The organism is Sporacetigenium sp. TC11, assembly GCF_058146105.1.
Window position 1 is genome coordinate 73285 of record NZ_JBYVNY010000012.1, and the last position, 26315, is coordinate 99599.

Consider the following 26315-nt stretch of genomic DNA (forward strand, 5'->3'; position numbering starts at 1 on the left):
TTTGTATGGCTTTTCATACAAAATAATTTAGGAGGTTAATTGATGAGAAAACTAAGATTGCTACTTTACTATACTACTACAGGTATAGCACTAGGCTTTCTTATAAGTATGTTACTGTTCTTTAGTGTAGCATATGAAATGATGATAGGACTAGGGTTAGTAATGTATGTTTTTACAGGCTTTGGACTTATGGTCGGTATTTCTAAGAAAAGACTAGATTGGAAGTATTCATTTTATATCATTGAATTGGCGGCTATACTAATAGCTTTATTGACAGGAAGACTACAACAATTCTTTTATATTACAAGAGAAACACTATTAATTACAAATCCTGTATCAGAGATACTACCTATATTCATTGTATGTGCAATAATAGTAAATATAATAAACTTATATATTGTACTTACTGTTGGAAAATACCAAAAGGAATATACTAAAGAAGAAAGAAAAGCTCTAAAAGAAAAAGAATTAAAACTAAAAGACTTAAGAGAAGAACTAGATGAAGAACAAATTGCAAAAGTTAAGAAAAATAGAAGAATAGGAAGAATTATTGCAATTGTTTGTATAGCAATTTTTATGCTTTGCTACTTTACCATTCCTTCTCTTCATAATGGCTTAAATAAAGCCTTTAGTACAATATCTAAGTTAGATACAGAAGTAGTAATTAATTATTTGAGATCATATGGTAAATTAGCTATCGTAGTGTCATTTACTCTTATGGTTCTTCAATCAATTGCTGCACCAATTCCAGCGTTCCTAATTACCCTTTCAAATGCAGCTATATTTGGATGGTGGCAAGGAGCAATACTATCTTGGTCATCTGCTATGGCAGGGGCTGCATTATGTTTCTTCATAGCAAGAGTACTTGGTAGAGATGCTGTTGAAAAGCTTACTAGCAAAGGAGCAATGGAAACTGTAGATATTTTCTTCGAAAGATACGGAAATTATACAATATTAATCTGTAGACTCTTACCATTTGTTTCATTTGACTTTGTAAGTTATGCTGCTGGTCTTACTAATATGAGATTTTGGCCATTCTTCATAGCAACAGGCTTAGGTCAATTACCAGCGACAATTGTATATTCATACGTTGGAGGAACACTTACAGGTGGAGCTCAGAAATTGTTTGTTGGATTATTAACATTATTTGCTTTATCAATGGTAATAGGTATTGCAAAGAAAGTATATAATGATAAGAATAAAGTTAAGAAAAAAGAAGAAACAGATAAATAGTGAAAAAGAAACCTGATGTAATATTACATCAGGTTTCTATTTTGAGAAAGGATATAGAATATATGTCAAAGAGACTAAAAAAAGTTATCATTATTGTATTGACAATAGCCTTTTTTCTAACTTATAAGATGTTTCTATCGAATATTACTGCACAATCCATTCGTGATTGGATAACTGGATTTGGTGCACTAGCACCAATTGCATATATTCTTGTATGGGTTGTACTTCCAGTATTTTTCTTCCCGGTTCCTATATTGGCATTGGCAGGCGGTCTTTCATTTGGCCTTTGGATAGGCACACTATATACTTTGATCGGTGCAGCACTTAATAGTTCATTGATGTTTTGGATAGCTAAATTATTGGCAAGGGACATGGTAAATAAGTATCTTGAAGAGAAGATGCCAAAAAAATGGTGGGATAAATTTATAAAAGCAGAAGGAAACGAAAGCTTTCTAATTGTATTTATATGTAGGCTAATACCAGCAATGCCCTACAATGTAATTAACTATGCATCTGGACTTACTAATATACCTTTTAGTAAATATACTATTGCCACAATTATAGGAATTTTGCCAGGGACAGTAATATTCCTAAATGTAGGAGATAAGATATTAGATATACACTCTCTAGAGTTTATAGTTTCTATAGTACTAGTGATACTACTTACTCTAGGATCAATACTGTTAGGGAAGATGGTGTCTAAAAAGAAATAAATTATAATGAAGAAGAGGAATTAGTAGTAAAGGTTAAAAATAATACTAAGGATATTTTTATATAAGGTCAGGAAGTTTTAAATAATTGAATTTTAAAAAGCGTATGATTAGCCAATCATACGCTTTTTTTATTAGATAAATAATAAATCTATTATTTAAATTATTATTCGTGCATCATTTCAACAAGTTTCTTTCTTAGTGTTAATAATAATAATCCAAAGAATATAACTGCTCCTGCTATAGTACCGAATACTTGAACATGTCCAAGAGTCTCAACATAAGAAGCTACATATCCACCAACTATATTAGCAACGAAACTAGCCATTAACCAAATTCCCATAAGGAATGATGCTAATTTTACAGGTGCTATTTTACTTACCATTGAAAGTCCAACTGGAGATAAGCAAAGCTCACCAAGTGTGTGTAAGAAATAAGCTCCAACTAACCATATCATACTTGCTTTTACAGTTATATCGTCTCCAGCATTTCCTCTTTCTAAACCAGCTCCTACCATTAACACAAATCCTAAACCAAGAAGAATTAGTCCCCATGCCATTTTAACTGGTATAGATAAATCACCACGTTTTGAGTTAGCTAATTTAAACCATAACATTGACATTAATGGTGCAAGTAAAACTATAAATACTGGGTTTAATGATTGGAACCAAGAAACAGGTACTTCCATTCCAAATGCATTTCTATTTATAAAGTCTTGAGTATATATTGTAAGCGAGCTTCCTGCTTGTTCAAATCCTGCCCAGAAGAACACAACGAAAGCTGCCAATATGAATATAACTGCAGTTCTTTCTTTTTCTTCCTTAGTAAGAGGTTTGTTTGCAACCTCACTATCTTTATTATCAGTTTTTCCTTTTCCAGCTGGATATTTACCTATATCACCAAGGTATTTATTTGATAAAGCATTGAATAATATTTGTCCTATTATCATACCCGCTGCTGCTGCTAAGAAACCAAATTTAAATCCATAGTGTACTATCATTTCACCTTGTTTTTGTGCAAATATATTTTCAGCTAAAGTACCACATACAAGTGGTGCTAAGAATGCACCTACGTTAATACCCATATAGAATATTGTAAATGCACCATCTCTTCTTTTATCTCCATCTGGATATAATTGACCAACTAATGTTGATATATTTGGCTTGAAGAAACCATTACCTATTATAAGTAAAAATAATCCTAAATATAAAGCTCCCTTACTTTGGCTAGAGAACAATGCTAATTGCCCAAGTGCCATTGTTATACCACCGATAGTTATAGCTCTTCTTTGTCCTAAATATTTATCAGAAAGCCATCCACCTATCATTGGAGTGAAATAAACAAATCCTGTAAAATAACCATAAAGAAGTGTTGCACTTTGAGTACTAAATCCTAAACCACCTCTTATAAGTTCTGTTGTTAAATACATAACTAATAAGGCTCTCATACCATAATAACTAAATCTTTCCCACATTTCTGTGAAAAACAGTAAATACAAACCAGGAGGATGTTTTACCTTTGCGTTTTCTTGCACGCTTGCTGTCGCTTGCATAATATTTCCCCTTTCTATCAGTTGTAAGATTGTGAATTATTTTTCAATCGATAATTTTTAAAATTATTTTAACATCTTCATGTTTGAATTACAAGTAATTTGTAAATATACGGAAGATTAAAATAAATGAAAGGAAAATTTGTCGAAATTCAAATTAAATTTTAAAAATTAAATTTTAAAATATAAATATAAAGTCATTGACGTGAATATAATAATAGTGTACTATCTAAATATAACAGTATTACTAGGAGGTGATTAAATGGACTTTGATACAAGGATTCCCATTTACTTACAAATTATGGATAAAATAAAAAAAGACATTATATTAGAAAGGATAAATAAAGGAGAAAAATTGCCTTCTGTCAGAAGTATGGCATCAGAGTTAAAAGTTAATGTGAACACTATGCAACGTGTTTATCAAGAATTAGAAAGAGAAGGAGTTACTTATACTCAGAGGGGAATAGGTTCTTTTATAACTGAAGATGAAGAAGTTATAAAAAAAATAAAAAGTGACTTAGCAAATGGACTTTTAGAAAATTTTATAAATGGAATGAAGGAATTAGGATATTCAAATGAAAAAATACTAAATTATATTAATAAGTACTTAAAGGAGGATTAATATGGAATTATTAGAAGCTAAAAATATAACAAAAAAGTTCATAAATAAAAAGGCCTTAGATAATTTAAATTTATCTATACAACAAGGGAAAATATACGGATTATTAGGACCTAATGGAAGTGGAAAAACTACATTTATGAAGATAATAGCAGGCCTTAGCTATCCTACTAGTGGTGATATAGAAATTAACAATGAAAAAATAGGAACAAACACTAAGAAAATAGTTTCATATATGCCAACGAGTAATCATATTCCAAGATGGATGAAAATAGAGCAATGTATAAAATACTATGAAGATATGTACAGTGATTTTGATAAAAATAAGGCTATGGAAATGATAGATTTTATGGGACTTAACAGTAAACAAAAAATATCAGACTTATCAACTGGTATGCTAGGAAGATTAAGGCTTAGTTTAGCTTTTTCTAGGAATGCAAAGCTATATGTGTTAGATGAACCTTTAAATGGAATTGACCCTATATCTAGGGAAAAGATTATGGAGTCAATACTAAATATTTGTAATGAAGAAAATACTATTATAATTTCAAGTCATTTAGTAAAAGAATTAGAGACTATAATAGATGAAGCAATATTTATTGATAAAGGAACTGTAGCATTAAGGGGAAATGCAGAGGATTTAAGGATAGAAAGAAATATGTCTATAGATGAGATATATAGGGAGGTTTATAAAGATGTTTAAATTAATAAAATATGATTGGATGAGTAGATGGAAGTTTTTCTTAGGTGCAATAGCAGTTGCTATAATATTGAATATAGATATTATGAGAAGAATAATTACAGAAAATAGTAGTGAACCATCAATATTTACAATTGCTTTATTTATGATAGCATTTGCTATGGTTGTGATTTTAGGTGTTGACCATATAAGAAGAATGTATACAAGTCTATTTACAGAAGAAGGTCAGTTTTTGTTTTCAACTCCTTTGAGTGGATATAGAATTTTAGGGGGGAAATTATCTGCTATTATAGCTGAATGTATAGGTATATTGTTATTTGCAGGATTAATTGGATTTATAGATTATCAAATATTGGCAAATAAATTCCCACAAATATCTTTATATGGAGTAATTCCTACTGAATATATACCTGAGGTGTTTAAGATTTTATTATTAATTTTAATTGGATATATAAATTTTTTATTGACAGCCTATTTATCTATGGCTTTGACAAAAAGTATATTTTCTAATGTAAGACATGGTAAGTTATTGTCATTTATAATTTTTATTATTATATCAACTATTACTGGATATATCGGTGAATTATTTTTAAATTCTCAAGATAATATGATGGTAGTAGGGCTGAACCAAGTATCTTATTTATACATTTTATTAAATATTGTTATGAACGCTATGTTATTTGGAGCTACAGGATATTTATTAGATAAGAAAATAAATTTATAAAATTAATTACAAAATACTTCACCTATTGGCGGAGTATTTTTTTTGTTGAATTTAGAATATAATAATATTATTAGTTATATAAAAATAGGGGGTATAATATGGGCAAAAAATATTATTTATTAATAATTTCATTAATATCTATAATACTCTTTTTAGTAGGATGTAGTATTGTAGATGAAAAACAACCTAATAACAATCAAGCTGAAACCGATAAACCAGTAGTAGACCCAATAAAGGAAAAAATAAAAACAATGAATTTAGAAGAAAAAATAGGTCAAATGGTTATAGTAGGCCTTGATGGATATAATGTAAATGAAAATACTATAGATATGATACAAAATAAAAAGGTAGGGGGATTTATTTTATTTAAAAAAAATATAGGAGATTCTGGGCAATTACTTAATCTTGTAAACTCATTAAAAGAAAATAATTCAAATAATAAAATACCTTTATTTATATCTATAGATGAAGAAGGAGGAAAAGTAAGTAGAGTCCCAGATGAATTTAAAAATATTCCTACAAATAGAGAAATAGGAAAAATAAACAATAAGAATTTTTCATATGAAATAGGAAATATATTGGCTATGCAGTTAAATGCATTTGGAATTAATATGGATTTTGCTCCAGTATTAGATGTAAATACAAACCCGAATAATCCTGTAATAGGAAATAGATCATTTGGACTTGATCCTAATATTGTAAGCGACTTAGGGATTGCAACAATGAAAGGTATTAAAGACAAAGGAGTTATCCCTGTTGTAAAGCATTTTCCTGGTCATGGCGATACATCTGTAGATTCTCACTTAGGATTACCTTCTATAGAGAATAATTTAGATAGATTAAATGAAGTTGAACTTGTCCCTTTTAAAAATGCAATAAAAGATGGAGCAGATGTAGTAATGGTTGCGCATATATTAATGACCAAACTAGATCCTGATTATCCAGCATCTATGTCTAAGAAGGTTATAGGTGATATATTAAGAGATGATTTAAATTTTGATGGGGTTGTAATAACTGACGATATGACTATGGGTGCTATTATGAAAAACTACAATATAGAAGATGCTGCTATAAAATCAGTTAATGCTGGATCTGACATTGTATTAGTTTGCCATAACAACGATAATCAAGTTAATGTAATAAACTATTTACAAAAAGCGGTAAAAGATGGAGAAATATCAGAAGAAAGAATAGATAAAAGTGTATATAGAATTTTAAAACTAAAGGATAAATATAATTTAGATGGTGAAATTATAAATTCAGTAGACATCAACGGTATAAACAATAATATAAATAAAGTTTTGGACACTTATACAAGTAAATAGATATAATAAAAAAAGATATGTTTGGAATTAAAATATATCTTTTTTTGTGTAGAAAAATGTTAAATACATGTTAAATTTGTTATTAAGTGTTAAAATTATTAAGAATATGTTATATAATCTTTAAGGGATATAAAATGCATTATAAAATTTTTGCACTATACCCGTTTATTGTCTGTGTATGTAAGCAAATGAGAAAATTATATATTAGGAGGAAAATAACAATGTTATTTGGAAATAAGGGAAAAGACAAATTATTTATAATGCTTTTGGAACAAGCAGAGGTTGTAAGAGAAGCTTCGAAATATTTTTTTAACTTTAAAATAAAAGAAAGTAACCACTTAGAAGAATTCTATAATGAAATAAAGAGTTATGAGAAAAAAGGTGATAAAATAGTTCACGAACTTACTAAAGAACTTAATAAATCATTAATAACTCCTATAGAAAGGGAAGATATACTTCATCTTGCAAATAGTATGGATGATATATTAGATGGACTTGAACAATGTGCAGCACGTATTGAAATGTATGATATACACCAAGTTACTGAAGAAATGGTTGAATTTAGCCAACACGTAAACAATTGTTCAATAGAAGTATTCAAATGTATTGAATTACTTTCAGAAAAGAAATTAGCTAATATGATGGATCCTATATTAAAAGTAAAAGAATATGAGTCTGCATCAGATCGTCTTGAAAGACAAGCAATAAAGAAGTTATTTGTTGATTACAAAGATGATGCAATAAAAATTATACAGTATAAATCAATATATCAAACACTTGAAGCTACTGTAGATAAATGTAAAAATGTATCTAAGGTTTTAGAAACAATAATAATGAAAAATGCATAAGGGGTGTAATTATGGATACAGCATTAATAGTAATAATTTTAACTGTAATTTTAGCCCTAGCTTTTGATTTTATAAATGGATTTCATGATACTGCTAATGCCGTTGCTACAGCAGTTTCAACTAGAGCTTTAAAGTTAAAAACGGCAATTTATTTGGCAGCAGTAATGAACTTTTTAGGGGCTATTGCTTTTACAGGTGTTGCAAAGACTATTGCCAAAGATATAGTTAATCCATATGCCATTGCAAATGGTTCATATGTAATTTTAGCAGCCTTAATTTCTGCTATAGCATGGAATTTACTTACATGGTATTTTGGGATTCCAAGTTCATCATCACATACATTAATAGGTTCTATTGTAGGAGCTGCTATTGCTGCATCTGGATTTGATACAATACATTATGATGGATTTTTAAAGATTTTAAAAGCACTTATAACGTCGCCAATTTTAGCATTTGCAGTTGGATATATTGTACTTTTTATACTTAAAAATATATTTACAAAATCTAATATATTTAAAACTAACAATGGATTTAGAAGATTACAAATATTAACTGTTGCAATACAATCTTTTTCACATGGTACAAATGATGCACAAAAATCAATGGGTATTATAACTATGGCATTAGCTACTACAGGTTTTTATAGTGGAGATGCTATTCCATTTTGGGTACAACTTTCATGTGCTATAGCTATGGCACTTGGAACTTCAATTGGTGGTTGGAGAATTATAAAAACTGTTGGAACTCAAATTATGAAGATTAGACCTATAAGTGGAGTTGCTGCTGATTTATCTTCAGCTTTAATAATATTTGGAGCATCTCATATTGGTCTTCCTGTAAGTACAACTCACGTTATATCATCTGCAATAATGGGTGTAGGTACTGCTTATAGACCAAGAGCTGTAAAATGGGATACAGGTAAGAAAATGCTTATTACTTGGGTAATTACTCTACCTATATCAGCTGCATTTGCAGCATTGATTTATAAATTAATAGAGATTTTATTTTTATAAAAAAGTTAGAGAACTATATTAATATAGTTCTCTAACTTTTTTTATTTACAATAAATTATAAAAATATTATTTTTCTGGATTTGAAAAATCAGCTTCTTCCAATTTTACAAATTTAGTTTTATATTTAAATTTATATAATATCCATAATAATAAAAATACTGGTAATCCTATATAGGATGCAAGTACTCCTATCCAATCTACATTTTCAGCTTGGAAATAGCTTATTCCTTGACCTAATACAACAACTATGCATAATACTAAAGCTATTATTGGACCAAGTGGGAATAACTTAGCTTGGTATTTTAATTTACTTAAATCACGGCCTTGAGCAGCGTAAGCTTTACGAAATCTATAATGGCTATAAGCAATACCAATCCAAGCGATAAATCCGGCTAATCCTGAAGCAGCAACTAACCATACATAGACAGTATCCTCAGCATAAAGTCCTGTTAAGAAACAAGCAGAAGCGACGATTGTAGTTAGTAATAAAGCATTAACGGGAACACCCTTAGAGTTAACTTTTCCAAATGCTTTAGGTGCTTTGCCTTCTTGAGCCATTGCATATAGCATTCTACTAGATGCATACATTCCAGAATTACCACAAGATAATACAGAAGTTAATACAACTGCATTCATAAGAGATGCTGCACCAGCTATACCAGCTTTTTCAAATATTAAAGTAAATGGACTAGTATCAACACCAGCATCAGTATATGGAATAATTGCACCAACTACGAATATAGTGCCTATATAAAATATTAATATTCTCCAAAATACAGTATTAATAGCTTTTGGAATATTTTTTTCTGGATCTTCACTTTCACCAGCTGCAATACCAACAAGTTCAGTGCCTTGGAATGAAAAGCCAGCTATTAGAAAAACCATGAGGATTGAATTAATTCCTCCAACAAAAGGGGCTTCTTTATATGAAAAATTTTGAAGACCAACTGTATCGGAATTAATTATTCCAAAAATCATACAAACTCCAACGATTAAAAATATTACTACTGTAATTACCTTTATGCCAGCGAACCAATACTCAGATTCACCATAAGCTTTAGCTGATAAAAGATTTAGGGCAACTATCAAAGCTAAGAATAAAATACTCCAAATTATAGCAGGGGTATCAGGAAACCAATACTTCATAATAAGGGCTCCAGCAACCATTTCAGCAGCAACAGTTATAGCCCAGTTATACCAATAATTCCATCCAAGTGCGAATCCAAATGAAGGGTCAACAAATTTAGAAGCATAAGTTTCAAATGAGCCGGAAACAGGCATAAAAGTTGCCATTTCGCCTAAACTAGTCATTAAGAAATAAACCATAACACCTATAATTGTATATGATATGAGAGCACCTCCAGGTCCTGCTTGATTAATTGTAGTACCTGTGGCTAAAAACAGTCCTGTTCCTATAGCACCTCCTATAGCTATCATATTTAGATGTCTTGCTTTAAGACTTCTTTTGAGTCCATTGCCTTTCTCAGTTGACATGTAAACGCCCCCTTAAATAATTAATAATCTAATAAAAATATTTTTTTATTAATTTTATGCAAATTAAATTTTAAAAAGTACTTATTAAATTTAAAAATTGATTTAAATCACATAATTATGATAAACAATTGTATATAATAAGAACAATATAAATTTGAAAGGGGATATTAAATTGAACTCAATATCAATTATGATGAAAGAGCACGAAGATATAAAAAGAGTACTTAGTGTTGTTAGAAAACTATGTATAAATATAATAGATACAAAGGAAGTTAATTACGAAGCTTTCGATATGTCAATTGATTTTATAAGAAATTATGCAGATAAACATCATCATAGTAAAGAAGAAGAAATATTATTTAAAAAGATGATAAAAGAGTTGCCACATACAGAAAGTCCTATACTTGGAATGTACTCAGAACACGATTTAGGAAGATTATATATTGGGAATTTAGAAGAGTCTTTGAAAAAAGTTAAAGACGGAGATTTAGATTCAAAAGTAGATATAATAGGTAGCGCTATGGCTTATGCAGATTTATTATCTAGGCACATTCATAAAGAAGATAGTGCTATATATAAATTTGCCGAAAAACAATTAAGTGAAAATGCACTAAAAGAGATAGAAGAAAGCTGTAGAGAAGTTGAAGATAGAGGTTTTGAAAATAAAATTCAAGATAAGTACTTAAAAATTATAGAGAAATTAGAAAAAATGATATAGAAACTATAAAATAGGGACTACTTAAAAAAGTAGTCCCTATTTTATTTATGATATAATATAATATAATTAGAATATGCGAATAATTATTGTTATTTGATAATAAGAGTATTATTAATGCATATTAAATAAACGAGGTGATTAAATGATAGAAGTCAATGGGCTGACAAAGAGTTTTAAGTCAGTAAATGCAGTAGATAATATAAATTTTAAAGTTAATAATGGCGAAATAGTAGGTCTTCTTGGAGAAAATGGAGCAGGAAAAACTACAACATTGAGAATGTTAGCTACTATGCTTAAATCAACTAGTGGAACATCTATTATTAATGGATATGACATAAATAAAGACCCTAGCAAAGTTAGAAAAGAAGTTGGGATACTATTTGGAGGAGAAGTGGGACTTTACGATAGGTTGACAGCTTTTGAAAATATAATGTATTTTGCTCAGTTAAATGGAATTAGTAAAGAAGATGCAACTAAACACATAGAATATCTTGCTGATATATTGGGAATGAAAGACTACATAAATAGAAGAGTTGGAAAGTTTTCAAGGGGAATGAAACAAAAGGTGGCTATAGCTAGGAGTATAGTGCATAATCCTTCTGTAATGCTATTTGATGAACCTACTATAGGACTTGATGTATCATCTATTAAAATAGTTCAGGATTTTATATTAAAGTGCAAAAAAGATGGGAAAGCAATATTGTTTTCAAGTCACAGTATGAATGAAGTTGAAAAATTATGTGACAGAATAATAATAATTAACAAAGGTAAATTAATAGAAACAGGAACGGCAAAGTATTTAAAAGAAAAATATAATAATGATAACTTAGAGGATATATTTATGATGTTAGTAGGTGATAAAAATGAATAATATAACTTCTATAGTTCTAAAAAAAGAATTAAAAGATTTATTTAGAGATAAAAAGACATTTATAATGGGAATTGTAATTCCTCTACTTTTAATTCCAGTTTTGTTCTATGTAATGGATAAGAGTATGAGTAGTTTTATGGAAGATGCAGAGAAAAGTATAATAATAGGAATACAAGATGAAAGTAACGGATCATTTGCAGAGTTCATTAAATCACAAAAGAACATAAATATAAAAGAGTCTAATAACTTTGAAAAAGATGTGAAAAATGGAAAAATAGATGTGGCTATAAATATACCTAAGAATTTTGAAGAAAATTTACAAAATGAAAAGCAGTCAGAACTTACTATAATTTATGACAATTCAAGTCAATCATCATCAACTGCTTTTAGTTTTATTAATTCTTACATAGATATTTATTCCAAAGAAATAGTAAAGGTAAGATTACAGCAAAGGAATATAGATGAAAATATATTGACACCTATAGTTGTTAAGGAACAAACTTCTGTAGATACAGGTAAAGGTGAAGGTATATTAATGTTATCTTCAATGTTACCTATGTTCTTAATTATATATAGTGTAACAGGGCCACTTGCAGCTGCAACAGATTTAGGGGCAGGAGAGAAGGAAAGAGGAACTCTAGAACCGCTTTTATCTACCCAAGCTGGAAGATTATCATTACTTTGGGGTAAATTTCTGGCTATAACTGTTATGGGAATTATAACTTCCGCTGCATTTATAGTGGGAGTACTCATAGCAATGAATAAAAGCAAGAATATGTTTGGTGGAGATATATCAGGAATTAATTTATCTTTAGGATCATTAGTTATTATAGGACTAATTTGTATATTAATTACAATGGTATTTGGAGCGATAGAATTAGCGATAAGTATATATTCTAGAAGTTTCAAGGAAGCTCAAACTTATTTATCACCAATTACTATAATAGCATTTATACCTGCATATGCTACATTTATGTTAGATCCTAAAAATATAGATTTAATATATTTTAATATACCTGTAGTAAATGCAATAGTTCTAATAAAAGAAGCTATTGCAGGTGTCTTTGACCCTATACACATAGCACTTACATTCGGATGGTTGTTATTTTATATAATAATATCTATATTGTTTGCTAGATATATGTTTAATAGAGAAGATGTTATATTTAGAACTTAATAATAGAATAATAGAGGACCTATATAGAGAAAATACTATATAGGTTTTTTATTATTAAGTAAATAGTTAGGAGGGGTATTGTGATTATAGATTTTATAAAAGATTTAAATCACGTGGAACAAGCATTATTAGCTACTTTATTTACATGGTTTGTAACTGCACTTGGATCGGTAATAGTGTTTTTCTTTAAAACTATAAATAAAAAATTAATGGATGGTATGATGGGATTTGCAGCAGGAGTAATGATAGCAGCAAGCTTTTGGTCGCTTTTGGCTCCATCTATAAAAATGTCTGAACAAGGGCCTCTACCATCTTGGATACCACCAGCTATAGGATTTTTAGCTGGGGGAGGATTTTTATATGCTGTAAATAAATTTCTTCCTCATTTACACATAGGTCATGAAAAAGCAGAAGGGATGGAAAGTGGTTTACATAGGAGTATACTTTTAGTTCTAGCTGTAACACTTCATAATATACCAGAAGGATTGGCTGTAGGAGTTGCATTTGGAGCAATAGGAGCAGGTCTTGAATCCGCATCTCTAGCAGGTGCAGTTGCTTTAGCTATAGGTATAGGACTGCAAAATTTTCCAGAAGGAGCTGCAGTTTCAATGCCACTTCGTAGGGAAGGTCTATCTAGGACAAAGAGTTTTTTATACGGTCAAGCATCTGGAGTAGTAGAACCTATAGCAGGTGTATTAGGAGCTTTATTAGTTGTACAAATACAGTCTATACTTCCTTATGCTTTAGCATTTGCAGCAGGATCAATGATATTTGTAGTAGTTGAAGAACTTATACCAGAGTCACAGCTTGATAAAAATGCAGATTTAGCCACCTTATGTACATTATTTGGATTTACTGTAATGATGATATTAGATGTTGCATTAGGATAAAAAACCGTATAAAAAATATGATTTATGTTAATTATCATTATGAGGTGATTTATGTGCTTTATAAAAAAGACATTACAGTTCAAATAGCCATAACTACTATTTTATTATTTTTAATAATGCTTTTTAGTTTCTATAGTCTTACTAAGTCTGCAAGAGCTATTGAAAGAGATATTGATAGGATAGAAAAAAGTTTAGTTTTAGAGAATTGGGATGCTATAGAAAATGATTTAAAGGATATAGAGAAAAAATGGAAGAAAAATGAATTAATACTAAGGATAGTTAACACAACAGAGAGTATAGATAGGTTTGAAGAAAACTTAAGTCAGGCTACTACTCTTACAAAGCATAAAGAAGATGATCTAGTTGATTATATAGCACCTTTAAGAGATACTACTAGGGTAATAACAAGGATTATACCTAATCCATAGGGAGATGATAAAATGACTGGTATATTGGCTTATATATGTAAAGGGATAATTATTTTTATTTTTACTTATCTTTTTTTAAGAACTTTATCTAAAAAATCTATGGTTCATATGGCACCGTATGAAATAGCTGGTCTTATGATTTTTTCAAACGTAGCATCACAACCTTTAATTACAGAATCTTTAACAACAACTATTATAGGGTTAGGTGTGTTAATAATTTTAACTGTTGTTATAGCTAAGCTTTCACTGATAAATAAACTGACACCAATATTAGAAGATGTTCCAACTATTCTAATAAATAGTGGTCAAATAGACATGAAGGCACTTAGAAAAACTGATATAAGCTTAAATGAATTACTAGGTCTATTAAGACAAGACGGTTATGATAGTATAAGAGATTTAGATTATGTAATTTTAGAACCGCAAGGTCAAATTTCAGTTTTTCCTAAACCTGAAAACAGGCCTGTTACAATAAAGGATTTAAATTTAAAAAAAGAACCTTCAGGAATAACAGTACCTTTAATAATTGATGGAGATATAGTATATGTAAATTTAAATCACACTAATTATAATAAGGATAGATTGATGAAGGAACTAAAAAATAAGGGAATTTACAATGTTAAAGACGTTGCATTAGCCGAATTAGAACCATCTGGTAATCTTGCAATATTTAAAAAAGATAAAGTTTCTACATAATATAAATTTAAAAACCGCCGTTATAAATGGCGGTTTTATAAAACATTTATTGTATATTATTTCTACCTGTAATTTGATTCTGAATCATTTTTAGAATCTTTCTGCCAGTACTAACTTTAGGATAATCAAATTGAGTATATGTTTTATCGTGGTCAGGTAATCCTATTTCATTAGCAATTTCTAGATTCATCTTATCTAAATCATTTTTTACTTTATTAGGATTGTAATTATGATTTTTCTTATGAGCCTTCTTTTTTTTCTTTGACATAAAAACCACCTTTCCTTAATCTAAGTAAGTTGCTTTTATAGATATTAGTAAGTCTAATATTAGTATGTGTAGCAAACTTAATTAATATAAGGTGATTTTCATTATACAAATCTTAGAATATTGCCATTCCAAGTACTGCTAAAAATACAACTGTTAAAACACCCATAAATGAATAAACTAGCTTTGCATCTCTTTTCATTTTTTTCTCATCCATAAATTACCCCTCATTCCATTGAAATTTTTGAATTTTTGGAAAACAATACATTTGATTAATTATATAAATTTTAACTGAGGTATATAACTTTTTAACATAAAATTCACATAAAATTAACAATGGATAGAAGTTAGTTATTCTAGTGGGTCTGTCTTCATAGAATATTCTAAAATTATGTCTATATACTTATTAATTTCCTTATCAATTTTTAACTTTTCACTTTGTAATTCTTTAATTTTTTGTCTAATTTGTTTTATATCTTTCTTAGAATTAAATTTTTGAAGATAAGCATAGGCATTTTCTGAAGATGTAACATATATACCGCTTTTTTCAGATACCTTTACTATGTCCATATCTTGAAGTAGTGAAACGGATCTTCTTATAGTTTCTGGAGATACGTTATATTTACTAGAAAGAGTAGACCTTCCTTTTAATTTATCTCCAACCTTAAACTCTCCAGTATAAATTCTATTTGCTATATCGGCAGCTATTTTTATATATCTTGGAATTTCTTGATTTTCCATAAAAAGTTCTCCTTAAAACATAATCTATAAATAACAAAATTATTATATCAAAAATAACACTTAAATATATCAGATTTTACAAATAAGTTTTAGTGTGCTATAATGAATTTAACGTAACTAACATATCCTGAAAATTTTAAAGTTGTCACATTTAAATCTTTATTGCCTTATAAATACATATTAAGGTAATGGTCTAAGGTATACACGTCAAGATATCTATAAAAATCTATATTTTTCAATATATTATAATTTAGTGTTTAACCTATATGGTTATTTAAATAAAAAAGGATCACATATTTAAATATGTGTTAATTTTTATAAATTTTTAAGAGGGGGTTTTATAATTTGATTAAATTTGAAAATGTAAAGAAGTCTTATAAAGGTAATGTTGTAATGGAAAACTTAAATCTTGAAATAAAAAAAGGTGAGTTTATCGTTTTAATAGGTGAGAGTGGTTGTGGTAAAACAACAACTATGAAAATGATAAATAAACTAATAAATCCTACAGAAGGTAAGGTTTATATTAATGGAGAAGATATTTCAAAAATAAATCCTATAGAACTTCGTAGAAATATAGGATATGTTATACAAAAGGCAGGCTTATTTCCTCATATGAATGTTGGTGAAAATATAGAATTAATTCCTCTATTAAAAGACTGGCCTATTGAAAATAGAAAACAAAGGTCAAAAGAACTTTTAGATTTAGTAGGATTGCCTGCTAATGAGTATTATGATAGATATCCACATGAATTAAGTGGAGGACAACAGCAAAGGATAGGTATAGCTAGAGCACTTGCAGCTGATCCAGACATTATTTTAATGGATGAGCCATTTTCAGCCTTGGATCCTATTACTAGGGAACAATTACAAGATGAGATGGTTAGATTACAAGAAGAGTTAGGAAAAACTATAATATTAGTTTCACATGATATGGATGAAGCTATAAAATTAGGTGATAAAATTGCAGTTATGAACGAAGGAAATATAATTCAATTTGATTCACCTGAGGAAATCTTAATCAATCCAGTAAATGAATTTGTAGAAAATTTTGTTGGAAAAGATAGATTGTGGAGACAACCTGATTTAGTTCAAGCAAAGGATATAATGATAAAAAACTATCCAAAGGTACTTTTAAGAAGTGGGTTAGTTAAAGCTATAGAAGTAATGAAAGAGAAAAAAACAGAGTTTTTAGTTGTAGTAAATAAAGATGGATATTATGAAGGATTTTTAACAAGAAAAGAATTAAAAAGTGCAGATCCTAAATCTAAAGTTATGGATATAAAAGATAATTCAATAGAAACTGTTGATGAATCTTTAAATATGGTAGAAGTTATAGAAATAATGAAAAATAGGCATGCCAAATTTGTTCCTGTTGTAAACAGTGAAAACATGTTTATGGGTGTTATAACAAAAAGTAGCTTATTAAATATGATATCGGATTTAATTGTTTTAGATTAATTAAGGGAGTTGATGCTTAGTGATTTTAAATTATATGTTAAATAATATGAGTTTGGTTATGGAGAAGTTGTTGCAACATATGCAAATAACTTTAAGTGCGGTATTGATTGCAATTGTAGTAGGGATACCTTTAGGGATTTTAGTTTCTAAAAGTGAAAAGTATGGAAAAGTTATATTAGGAGTAGCAAATATATTTCAAACAATACCAAGTTTAGCTTTGTTTGGATTCATAATACCGCTACCTATAATAGGTGGTATAGGTTATAGGCCTGCAATACTAGTGTTGTTTTTATATGCGCTACTTCCTATAATAAAAAATACCTATATAGGTATTAAAAGTGTAGATGATTCAGTTGTTGAGGCAGCAAAAGGTATGGGGATGACCTCTAGACAAAGGTTGTTTATGGTAATACTTCCCCTAGCATTTCCTATAATAATGGGTGGTATTAGAGTTGCTACAGTTATAAATATAGGAACTGCAACTATCGCTTCATTAATAGGAGCAGGTGGACTTGGAGACTTTATATTTAGAGGAATATCTATGAGTGATACAGGGATAATATTAGCTGGTGCTATTCCAACTACAATATTAGCTTTAGCTGTAGATTATATACTTGGATTAGTTGAAACTAAACTTCCAATGGGATCTCTTGGGAAATTAATTACAAATAAAAAAATGATGAAAAGAGTAGGGATTGGAGTTGCTATACCATTATTAATAATAGGCTTCATAGTCACTTCTAAATCTTTTGTAAAAGATGAAACAATAATTATAGGTACCAAAAACTTTACAGAATCTAGATTAATGGGATATGTTTTATCGGAATATATTGAAAAAAATACTGATTTAAAAACAGAAGTAGTTGAATTAGGAGGAACACTTCCTGCATTTAAGGCACTTCAAGAAAAAGATATAGATATGTATGTAGAATATACAGGAACTGGATATGTAACACTTCTAAAGAAAGAAGGAGAATTACCTGAATCTCAAAAATTATATGATGTAGTTAAAAAAGAATTTAATGATAAATATAATCTAAGTTGGTTAAATCCATTGGGGTTCAATAACACTTATACATTGTCTATAAAAAAAGAAACAGCAGAAAAATACAATATTAAAACTTTTTCTGACTTAGCAAAGGTATCTGATCAATTTGTATTAGGAGCAACAGCAGAGATATTAGAGCGTCCAGATGGATTTCCAGGACTAAAAAAACTATATGGATTAAATTTTAAAGATATAAAATCATTAGATCCTGGTCTTAGATATAATGCAATAGCGGATAATCAGGTTCAAGTAATAGATGCATTTGCAACAGACGGTAAATTAAAGGAATTGGGTCTTGTTATTCTTGAAGATGACAAAAACTATTTTCCACCATACTATGCAGTTCCTGTAGTAAATAATGAAACACTAAAAGAAAATAAGGAATTAAAAGAAATGTTAGAAAAATTAGATAATATTTTAGTAGATGAAGAAATGCAGGAATTCAATTATAGGGTAGATACAAAGAAAGAAGAATTAAGAAAAGTAGCACAAGATTTATTAAGAAGCAAAAACTTAATAGATTAGAAAAAAGGTTATATTGAATTTTCATTCAATATAACCTTTTTTGAGCAACGCGAATTTTTATACATACAATTTGCCTTCAATACGTCTTTCAAATGGAGTCCATGAATTAGGTCTAGTATCTTTAGTTATAATACTTATTTTATTTAACATAGCATCTACATAATCTGCAAAGTGAACAATATAAGATTCTTCTAATTTAGGAGGTTGAGGAGACCCATATTCTACCTTACCATGATGTTGTACTATACACCCTTTAATTCTCTCCATAAAATCTTCGCTATATAGACTAGGATTTTCTTTAAAAGCCATTTCAATCATAGTAACACCTATTACTATGTGACCTTCCATAGAACCTTTTAATGTATATGTAAATGCACCATCATAGGTCATTTCTTCAATTTTTCCTATATCGTGAAGCTTAGCACCTAAAATTGCTATTTCTTTGTTTCTAGTGTTATATCTATAAGCCATTGTTTTGGTTAAGTACATAACATTTAATGTATGCTCAGCAAGGCCTCCAATATAGTTATGATGTTGACTTACTCCACCAATAGCTCTTTTAAATCTATCTACAAAATCATTATTTTTAAAGAAATAATTGTTTAAAGCTATAGCCTCAGGACTCATAAATTCTTCTTTAGATATTTGGTCTATTTCATTCATAATATCATCTATCGGCCTTTCTACATTAGGTAAATAATCTTCAATATTGTACTCTGTTAATTTATCGGATTTATCTGCAGTAAAATTACTACGATAAGTTCCCTTTACGTTTATAATATCTCCTAATCCAAAATTTCTTTGTTCATCAGGTATACTTGCTCTAAACTCACCGGTTTTATCTCCAATAATACCAATTAAGTTATTTTCTTCCCTTGTAAATATCTTCTTTATCATAAAACTAGTGTTTATATCTTGTCCGGATTTTAAATCTTTGGCAAAACTTTTTTTCATAAAAGACACATCCTTATTTAGAATATATAATAATACTTATTTTTAACATAAATCTTTATAATTATTATTTTAAATTTAGGTTAAAAATAGATTATGTAGTGTATATTTAAAATAGTCACTATGAAATAAGTCGAAAGGATAATAATATGGAAAATGTAAATAGAATAATAAAATATCTAAAGCCATATAAGGTTATTGCAATTGTAGGTCCTTTATTTATGGTACTTGAAGTTTTTATGGACTTACTTCAACCCAAAATAATGCAAAATATTATAGATATAGGTATAGCAAATAATGATTTAAATTATGTAATGGTAAACGGTGCCATTATGATACTGGTTGCATTTATAGGCCTATTAGGAGGTCTTATATGTATATATTTATCAACCAAAGCAGCTATAAATGCAGCTACAGATATAAGAAAAGATTTATATAATAAAATCCAAAGTTTTTCTAGTAGAAATATAGATAAATTTCAAAGTGGAAAGTTAATAACTATACTTACAAGTGATGTTAACAGTGTTCAGTTTGCAACTATGATGTTATTAAGATCTATGGTAAGATCTCCATTGTTGTTTATTGGAAGTGTAATAATGGTTTTAATAAGTTCATATAGTCTATCGCCTATACTTATTATAGTAGTACCTTTTTTAGGATTATCATTATTTTTTATAATTAAAAAGTCAGGTAATCTTTTTAGAAATGTTCAAGAAGCTATAGATGATGTTAACAACACAATGCAAGAGAATTTGTCTGGAATTAGAGTTGTAAAAGCATTTGTAAGATGGAAGTACGAAATAAGTAAGTTCGATAAATCCAATGATAATTTAACAAAGGTAAATATAAATGCAAATCAAGTTATGTCTATATTATTACCTATTATTATGCTTTCTGTTAATTTAGGAATAGTTGCAGCCCTTTGGCTTGGAGCTATAAATGTAAATAATGGGGTCATTGAAATAGGACAATTAGTTGCATTTTTAAACTATCTTATTCAAATTTTATCATCTTTAATGACCTTTGGTATGGTATTAACTCATATAACCAGAGCTTTTCCATCAATTGATAGAATTAATGAAGTATTAGATACAAAAGCTGAAATTCTAGACAGTTTAGATTTTACAGAAGAAAAACATATAAAAGGAAATATTGAATTTAAAAATGTTTTTTTTAGCTATAACAAAAGCGATGAAATGGTATTAAATAATATATCATTTAAAGCTAATATGGGTGAAAAGATAGGAGTAATAGGTTCAACGGGAAGTGGAAAATCTACCTTAGCAAAGCTAATACCAAGGCTTTATGATATAGATAAAGGTGAAATATTAGTGGACGGTGTTAATATTAAAAAAATTAATATAAAATCTTTGAGAAAATCTATAGGTTTTGTTCCTCAAAAGGCTTTACTATTTTCTAAAAGCATAGAAGAAAATATCCTATATGGTAAGGAAAATGTATCTTATGAAGAAATTGAAATAGCAGCTGAAGATTCATGTTCAATTGAGTTTATATATAATTTTGATGATAAATTTAAACATAAACTAAATCAAAGGGCGACAAATTTATCAGGAGGACAAAAACAAAGACTATCAATTGCTAGAGCGTTTATAAGAAAGCCATCTATACTAATATTAGATGATTCTACTAGTGCCGTAGATGCAAAATCTGAAGAATTAATAGTAAATAGATTAAATAAAAATTATAAAGATACAACTACATTTATAATATCTTCAAAAATATCATCTATAATAGATGCAGATAAAATATTGGTACTTGATGATGGTAAATTAGTAGGGATAGGAAAACATAAAGAACTAATAAGAAATTGCAATGTATATAAAGAGATATACCTTTCTCAAGGTGGAAAGGAGGAATCTTATGAAAACTAAAAACACAAAGTATACATTAAATAAAATATGGAAGTACTTAAAAAGACAAAAAATTTCACTTATTTTAGTTGTAGTTATAGTAATAATAACTTCGATTTTAAGCCTTTTAGCTCCCTACTTAATGGGATTAGCTGTTGATAATATATTGAATAAGGACATAAATAAAACATTGAAAACATTAATGATACTTTTATCTGTATTTTTATTAAATTCACTTTTTACATGGGTTCAAACCTATATTATGGTTATAGTATCTCAAAACACTATAAGGGATATAAGAAAAGACTTATTTTCAAAACTTCAATCCCTATCATTAAGGTTCTTCGATAAACATAGCCATGGAGACCTTATGAGTCGCGTTACTAATGATATAGATAATATAAATACAGCACTTACACAAAGTGTAGTAACAATTATGTCTATTTTAATTTCTGTAGTAGGTATAGTAATTGCTATGTTTTATTTAAATTGGATAATGGCGATTACAAGCTTAATTAGTATACCACTTATAGTACTAATAACAAAGGTAGTAGGAAATTATACAAAAAAGGCATTTATAAAAAGGCAAAAGCATTTAGGTGATTTAAATGGATATATAGAAGAAACTATAGATGGGCAAGAGGTAATAACTTTATTTGGAAAAGAAGAATATGTATTAGATGAATTTATAGTGAAAAATAATTCTCTAAAAGAATCATCACTTAAGTCAGAAATATTATCAGGTATCATTCACCCTCTAATGAACTTTGTAAATAACTTAGGATTTGGAATAGTTGTCTTTGTCGGTGGATACTTAACACTAAATGGAGCTGCTACAATAGGTACAATAACAAGTTTTGTAAATTATTCAAGGGAAATAGCAAGACCGTTAACCCAAGTTGCTACATTATATAATACTATATTAGCAGCAATAGCAGGTGCAGAGAGAGTATTTGAAATAATGGATGAGGTTGTAGATATAGTTGAAAAACAAGATTCAAAGGAAGTAATTGAATTAAAAGGTGACGTTGAATTTAAAAATGTATCATTTGGGTATGATGAAGATAAACTAGTCCTAAAAAATATAAATTTACATGCAAATCCTGGAGAAACTATTGCTTTAGTAGGTCCAACTGGATCTGGCAAAACAACTGTAATAAATTTATTAACACGTTTTTACGAGGTAAATAGTGGGGAAATAAAAATAGATAAATTAGATATAAGAGATTATAAAGTTGACTCACTAAGAAAAAATATAGGTATAGTCCTCCAAGATACTTATCTTTTTTCTGGTACTATAAAGGATAATATAAGATATGGTAGGCTTGATGCAAGAGATGAAGAGATAATAGAAGCCGCAAAGCTTGCAAATGCACATTCATTTATAAAACACCTACCTAATAAATACAATAGTGTAATAAGCTCACAAGGAAAAAATCTAAGCCATGGACAAAGACAACTTATAGCCATTGCAAGAGCTATACTATCAGATCCAGACATATTAATTCTTGATGAAGCTACAAGTAATATAGATACTAGAACTGAACTTCATATTCAAAGTGGACTTAATAATCTTATGAAGGGAAGAACTAGTTTTGTAATAGCACATAGACTTAAAACTATAGAAATGGCAGATAATATATTGGTTATTAAAGATGGAGAATTGATAGAACAAGGGAACCACAATAGACTTCTAGATAAGAAAGGTTTTTATTATGAACTTTATACATCACAATTTAAAATATAAAAATTCACTTCGTTCATGTCGCCAACGACCTTGAAAAACAGGGACCTTGCTCAAATTTATCAGTTGGAAATCATAAAGAAAGTGGGCTTATGCCCACTTTTTTATAATTAATCCTAATAATATAGTAACAAGATAAGAACCATTTATTAATGCGAAATTTTTTACAGAACAAACAAAAGTATCTTTTTTTGTTTGCTTGTCCATAAATGCATTTATATTTTCTTTTACTGGTTTATAAGTAAGTAACACAAGTAGTGAAGTTAATGGATTTATACCTAATATAGTTAATAATATAATTGAAATATATGAAATATAATATAGTGACTTCCAAATTAACAACCCTTTTTGTTTACCTATGTAAATAGGCAGAGTATATCTTCTATTTTCTAAATCATCTTCTATATCGCATATGTTATTACCTAACATAATATTACCAATACATAATGTAGGAGGTATAGCCACAAAGAAAATTATAATACATTCTAAAAGATCGAAAGAGAATTCTATTGTTTCTAAAGTAATTTTAATATCAATAATTTGATTAGTTAAAGATTGTATTAATATTGATATAAGTGGAATTAAAAATCCCATAAATACACCTGAAAATACTTCTCCAAAAGGTGTTCTAGATATTGGGATTGGTCCAAATGAATAACTTACAGCAACTAAAAACGATATTGCACCAAGGAAAAATACTACTATATTTGTTCTAAAAACTAATAATATACCAAAGGTTATAGCTATTAGTATAAGACATATTATTATAGATAAAGCAGTTTTTTCTTTAATATTATATTTTACCATTGCATTATGTTCTTCATATCCATAACCATGTTCTTTAATTGCCTTTTTATAATCCATAAAGTTATTAAGTGCTGTAGTAGCCATATCAATTGAAATCAATGAAATAAACATAAAAAGGAAGTTTACTAAACTAAATTTATTGTATCTATACACAGCGAAGGCTGTTCCTAAAAAAAGTGGTATTATACTTGCTAGTTTAGTCTGTATTTCTACGAATTTAAAAAAACTTTGTATATTCATTATATCTCTCCTAACTAGTGATTTAAATTGTCCATTATATATTATAATAGTTTAACGTTAATTCATCAATTTAAAAAGCAGCATCTTTATAATGCTGCTTCCTAAGTTTTTAAATATATTATTTTTTATTAAATTTTTCTTCAATAAATTTAGAATCAGTATCTATTTTAAGAATAGATACTAATTTAGGGTTTTTTAGGATATTCTTAAATAAAGGATATCCTATAAGACTAACAACTACAAATTCTCCAAAACCTATTTGAAAAGTTGTTAAGAAAAGAGGTACATTAACTAGGAAATAAAGTTCTAAACCTATAATTATAGCGTTGCATACAGTAGGCCATAAAGACGCAACAAACAAGCTTTTAGATTTACTTATAAGGTAAACACTAACATAAGTAGCAAAGCTACCTACTATAACATCTACAATACCGAGTGGACTAAAAAAATTAGATATAATACATCCTAAAACCAAACCTGGTATATAAAGGGGATCAATAAAAGCAAGTAAAGTTAAAACCTCTGAAAATCTAAATTGTATAGGCCCATAACTAAGTGGGGCTATAAATATTGTTAAAACCGAGTATATTGCAGCAACTACTCCTATTTTTACTAATTTGTTTACATTAATTTTCATCACTGTTATCTCCAACTCCAAAGTCTGTATTGTGTACTAATATTTCGATATTAGGATTTTCATTAAGATAGTTGTATTCTTTTAAAAACCATTTTATTAGATCGTAGTCACGTTTTATATTAGTTGTATTTTCATTAAATATATTTATACAACCTCTTTTAAAGTATTTAAGTAATGTATCGACATCATTTCTTATCATATCTTTCGTTTGACCTTTAATCCCTACTAAAAGGCATATTGAAGAAAAATAATTAGAAACTTCTTCAGGGTTATTAATTATCATTCCCTTTTTAAGCACTTTATTTCTAAAATAATCATCAAAGGTTTCAACACCGCATTTAAATATTATAGGCACATCAAAGAATTTTCTTATTTCATTTAATCTGTTTCTATAAATCCAGTGGCTTTCAAAATATAAAACTTCTATATTTTTATCAACTACTATATTCTTTATATCTTCTAGTGTTTCATCTGGAAGTTCAAATACACTTCCTGAGTTTATAACTTCTAGAGAAGAGAATTTTCCTGTTACATTAGATAAAACTTCTTTATTAATTTTTATTATTTCTTCTTGATTTATATTGTTGTCATGAATATAGTCACAAAAAGAACATTGGCTCCACTTACAAGGGAAGCCCTTAAGTAAAACTATTTCTCTTGGGTTCTTATCAGTGATAATACTGTATCTACTTAAATCCATATAATCACACCTTCATAATATAATAAAAAAAGCTGCCATAAGCTATGGCAGAATATCTACATTTTAGCAATTACAACAAATAGAGTCAATACAATATCTAGTTATATAAATTATAGGTAATTTTTAAAATATTATTCATTTGTAACTTACGTTACCGAAAAACATAGTAATTTGATATATATTATAAACATGAGTTACAGCAAATTAAAAAAGAAAACAGGGAGGAATTTAATAATGTTTGGATTATTTAAAAATAAAAAAGAAGAAACTAATACAACTGCTACACCAATAAAGGTTGAGCCAAATCCAATGTTCTGTTATCAATGTGAACAA

General features: G+C 28.4%; 26 protein-coding genes. 18 read left to right on the top strand and 8 right to left on the bottom strand.

The window, feature by feature from the left end; genetic code table 11:
- Positions 1-42 precede the first annotated feature (42 nt).
- The gene (locus ACUSRV_RS14670) at positions 43-1233 is read left to right on the top strand and encodes a VTT domain-containing protein (protein WP_490142716.1); all 1191 of its coding nucleotides are present in this window, start codon (positions 43-45) and stop codon (positions 1231-1233) included.
- 62 nt (positions 1234-1295) lie between these two features.
- Positions 1296-1946 carry a TVP38/TMEM64 family protein gene (locus ACUSRV_RS14675; protein ID WP_490142717.1) on the top strand — a complete coding sequence of 217 codons (651 nt, stop codon included), beginning with the start codon at positions 1296-1298 and terminating at the stop codon, positions 1944-1946.
- 163 nt (positions 1947-2109) lie between these two features.
- Here ACUSRV_RS14675 and ACUSRV_RS14680 read toward each other — a convergent pair whose 3' ends face one another.
- Positions 2110-3495: a peptide MFS transporter gene (locus ACUSRV_RS14680; RefSeq protein WP_490142718.1), complete on the bottom strand. Its 1386-nt coding sequence runs from the start codon at positions 3493-3495 to the stop codon at positions 2110-2112.
- Positions 3496-3754: 259 nt separating this feature from the next.
- On the opposite strand from ACUSRV_RS14680, the gene ACUSRV_RS14685 reads away from it, so the two are divergent.
- From ACUSRV_RS14685 to ACUSRV_RS14710, 6 genes are all read left to right on the top strand, one after another.
- Positions 3755-4114 carry a GntR family transcriptional regulator gene (locus ACUSRV_RS14685; RefSeq protein WP_490142719.1) on the top strand — a complete coding sequence of 120 codons (360 nt, stop codon included), beginning with the start codon at positions 3755-3757 and terminating at the stop codon, positions 4112-4114.
- A gap of 1 nt (position 4115) precedes the next feature.
- Complete coding sequence (locus tag ACUSRV_RS14690) at positions 4116-4814, top strand: ABC transporter ATP-binding protein (protein ID WP_490142720.1); 699 nt, start codon at positions 4116-4118, stop codon at positions 4812-4814.
- Positions 4807-5535 (top strand): hypothetical protein, encoded by a 729-nt coding sequence (locus tag ACUSRV_RS14695; RefSeq protein ID WP_490142721.1) that lies wholly within the window; start codon positions 4807-4809, stop codon positions 5533-5535. Before ACUSRV_RS14690 ends, ACUSRV_RS14695 begins: the two co-directional genes overlap by 8 nt.
- A 98-nt stretch (positions 5536-5633) precedes the next feature.
- Positions 5634-6860, top strand: a complete 1227-nt coding sequence (nagZ, locus tag ACUSRV_RS14700) for a beta-N-acetylhexosaminidase (RefSeq protein ID WP_490142722.1) — start codon at positions 5634-5636, stop codon at positions 6858-6860.
- A 221-nt stretch (positions 6861-7081) separates the two neighbouring features.
- Positions 7082-7708, top strand: a complete 627-nt coding sequence (locus tag ACUSRV_RS14705; RefSeq protein ID WP_490142723.1) for a DUF47 domain-containing protein — start codon at positions 7082-7084, stop codon at positions 7706-7708.
- 11 nt (positions 7709-7719) lie between these two features.
- Positions 7720-8721, top strand: a complete 1002-nt coding sequence (locus tag ACUSRV_RS14710; RefSeq protein WP_490142724.1) for an inorganic phosphate transporter — start codon at positions 7720-7722, stop codon at positions 8719-8721.
- 66 nt (positions 8722-8787) lie between these two features.
- Here the strand turns inward: ACUSRV_RS14710 and ACUSRV_RS14715 are convergent, their stop codons facing one another.
- Positions 8788-10215: an amino acid permease gene (locus ACUSRV_RS14715; RefSeq protein WP_490142725.1), complete on the bottom strand. Its 1428-nt coding sequence runs from the start codon at positions 10213-10215 to the stop codon at positions 8788-8790.
- Between the two features lie 172 nt (positions 10216-10387).
- On the opposite strand from ACUSRV_RS14715, the gene ACUSRV_RS14720 reads away from it, so the two are divergent.
- The 6 genes from ACUSRV_RS14720 (at position 10388) to ACUSRV_RS14745 (ending at position 14995) form a co-directional block, all read left to right on the top strand.
- Positions 10388-10933, top strand: a complete 546-nt coding sequence (locus ACUSRV_RS14720) for a hemerythrin domain-containing protein (RefSeq protein ID WP_490142726.1) — start codon at positions 10388-10390, stop codon at positions 10931-10933.
- Positions 10934-11075: 142 nt separating this feature from the next.
- Positions 11076-11804 carry an ABC transporter ATP-binding protein gene (locus tag ACUSRV_RS14725; RefSeq protein WP_490142727.1) on the top strand — a complete coding sequence of 243 codons (729 nt, stop codon included), beginning with the start codon at positions 11076-11078 and terminating at the stop codon, positions 11802-11804.
- Positions 11797-12981, top strand: a complete 1185-nt coding sequence (locus ACUSRV_RS14730; RefSeq protein WP_490142728.1) for an ABC transporter permease — start codon at positions 11797-11799, stop codon at positions 12979-12981. The genes ACUSRV_RS14725 and ACUSRV_RS14730 overlap by 8 nt, the downstream gene beginning before the upstream one ends.
- 80 nt (positions 12982-13061) lie before the next feature.
- Entirely contained in the window at positions 13062-13871 is an 810-nt protein-coding gene (locus tag ACUSRV_RS14735) for a ZIP family metal transporter (RefSeq protein ID WP_490142729.1), read from the top strand.
- Between the two features lie 53 nt (positions 13872-13924).
- Positions 13925-14299, top strand: coding sequence for a DUF4363 family protein (locus ACUSRV_RS14740; RefSeq protein WP_490142730.1), 375 nt, complete (start codon positions 13925-13927; stop codon positions 14297-14299).
- Between the two features lie 12 nt (positions 14300-14311).
- Positions 14312-14995 carry a YetF domain-containing protein gene (locus ACUSRV_RS14745; protein WP_490142731.1) on the top strand — a complete coding sequence of 228 codons (684 nt, stop codon included), beginning with the start codon at positions 14312-14314 and terminating at the stop codon, positions 14993-14995.
- Positions 14996-15041: 46 nt separating this feature from the next.
- Here ACUSRV_RS14745 and ACUSRV_RS14750 read toward each other — a convergent pair whose 3' ends face one another.
- Together ACUSRV_RS14750 and ACUSRV_RS14755 are read right to left on the bottom strand one after the other, a co-directional pair.
- Positions 15042-15263 carry a hypothetical protein gene (locus ACUSRV_RS14750; RefSeq protein WP_490142732.1) on the bottom strand — a complete coding sequence of 74 codons (222 nt, stop codon included), beginning with the start codon at positions 15261-15263 and terminating at the stop codon, positions 15042-15044.
- A gap of 348 nt (positions 15264-15611) precedes the next feature.
- The gene (locus tag ACUSRV_RS14755) at positions 15612-16001 is read right to left on the bottom strand and encodes a GntR family transcriptional regulator (protein ID WP_490142733.1); all 390 of its coding nucleotides are present in this window, start codon (positions 15999-16001) and stop codon (positions 15612-15614) included.
- Positions 16002-16346: 345 nt separating this feature from the next.
- Here ACUSRV_RS14755 and ACUSRV_RS14760 point away from each other — a divergent pair, with 345 nt between their 5' ends.
- Both ACUSRV_RS14760 and ACUSRV_RS14765 read left to right on the top strand, forming a co-directional pair.
- Positions 16347-17459 carry an ABC transporter ATP-binding protein gene (locus ACUSRV_RS14760; RefSeq protein ID WP_490142734.1) on the top strand — a complete coding sequence of 371 codons (1113 nt, stop codon included), beginning with the start codon at positions 16347-16349 and terminating at the stop codon, positions 17457-17459.
- A gap of 19 nt (positions 17460-17478) precedes the next feature.
- Positions 17479-19032, top strand: a complete 1554-nt coding sequence (locus ACUSRV_RS14765) for a glycine betaine ABC transporter substrate-binding protein (RefSeq protein WP_490142735.1) — start codon at positions 17479-17481, stop codon at positions 19030-19032.
- Between the two features lie 57 nt (positions 19033-19089).
- Here the strand turns inward: ACUSRV_RS14765 and ACUSRV_RS14770 are convergent, their stop codons facing one another.
- Positions 19090-19986 (bottom strand): HD domain-containing protein, encoded by an 897-nt coding sequence (locus ACUSRV_RS14770; RefSeq protein ID WP_490142736.1) that lies wholly within the window; start codon positions 19984-19986, stop codon positions 19090-19092.
- Positions 19987-20132: 146 nt separating this feature from the next.
- Between ACUSRV_RS14770 and ACUSRV_RS14775 the strand changes: the two genes are divergently transcribed.
- Together ACUSRV_RS14775 and ACUSRV_RS14780 are read left to right on the top strand one after the other, a co-directional pair.
- A complete protein-coding gene (locus tag ACUSRV_RS14775) occupies positions 20133-21875 on the top strand; it encodes an ABC transporter ATP-binding protein (RefSeq protein WP_490142737.1) in 1743 nt (580 codons plus the stop codon).
- Entirely contained in the window at positions 21865-23601 is a 1737-nt protein-coding gene (locus tag ACUSRV_RS14780; protein ID WP_490142738.1) for an ABC transporter ATP-binding protein, read from the top strand. The genes ACUSRV_RS14775 and ACUSRV_RS14780 overlap by 11 nt, the downstream gene beginning before the upstream one ends.
- 87 nt (positions 23602-23688) lie before the next feature.
- On the opposite strand, the gene ACUSRV_RS14785 is transcribed toward ACUSRV_RS14780, so the two are convergent.
- The 3 genes from ACUSRV_RS14785 to ACUSRV_RS14795 form a co-directional block, all read right to left on the bottom strand.
- Positions 23689-24645, bottom strand: a complete 957-nt coding sequence (locus ACUSRV_RS14785) for a 1,4-dihydroxy-2-naphthoate polyprenyltransferase (RefSeq protein ID WP_490142739.1) — start codon at positions 24643-24645, stop codon at positions 23689-23691.
- A gap of 118 nt (positions 24646-24763) precedes the next feature.
- Positions 24764-25282, bottom strand: coding sequence for a QueT transporter family protein (locus ACUSRV_RS14790; RefSeq protein WP_490142740.1), 519 nt, complete (start codon positions 25280-25282; stop codon positions 24764-24766).
- Positions 25272-25982, bottom strand: a complete 711-nt coding sequence (locus ACUSRV_RS14795) for a radical SAM protein (protein WP_490142741.1) — start codon at positions 25980-25982, stop codon at positions 25272-25274. Before ACUSRV_RS14795 ends, ACUSRV_RS14790 begins: the two co-directional genes overlap by 11 nt.
- Between the last annotated feature and the right edge of the window lie 333 nt (positions 25983-26315).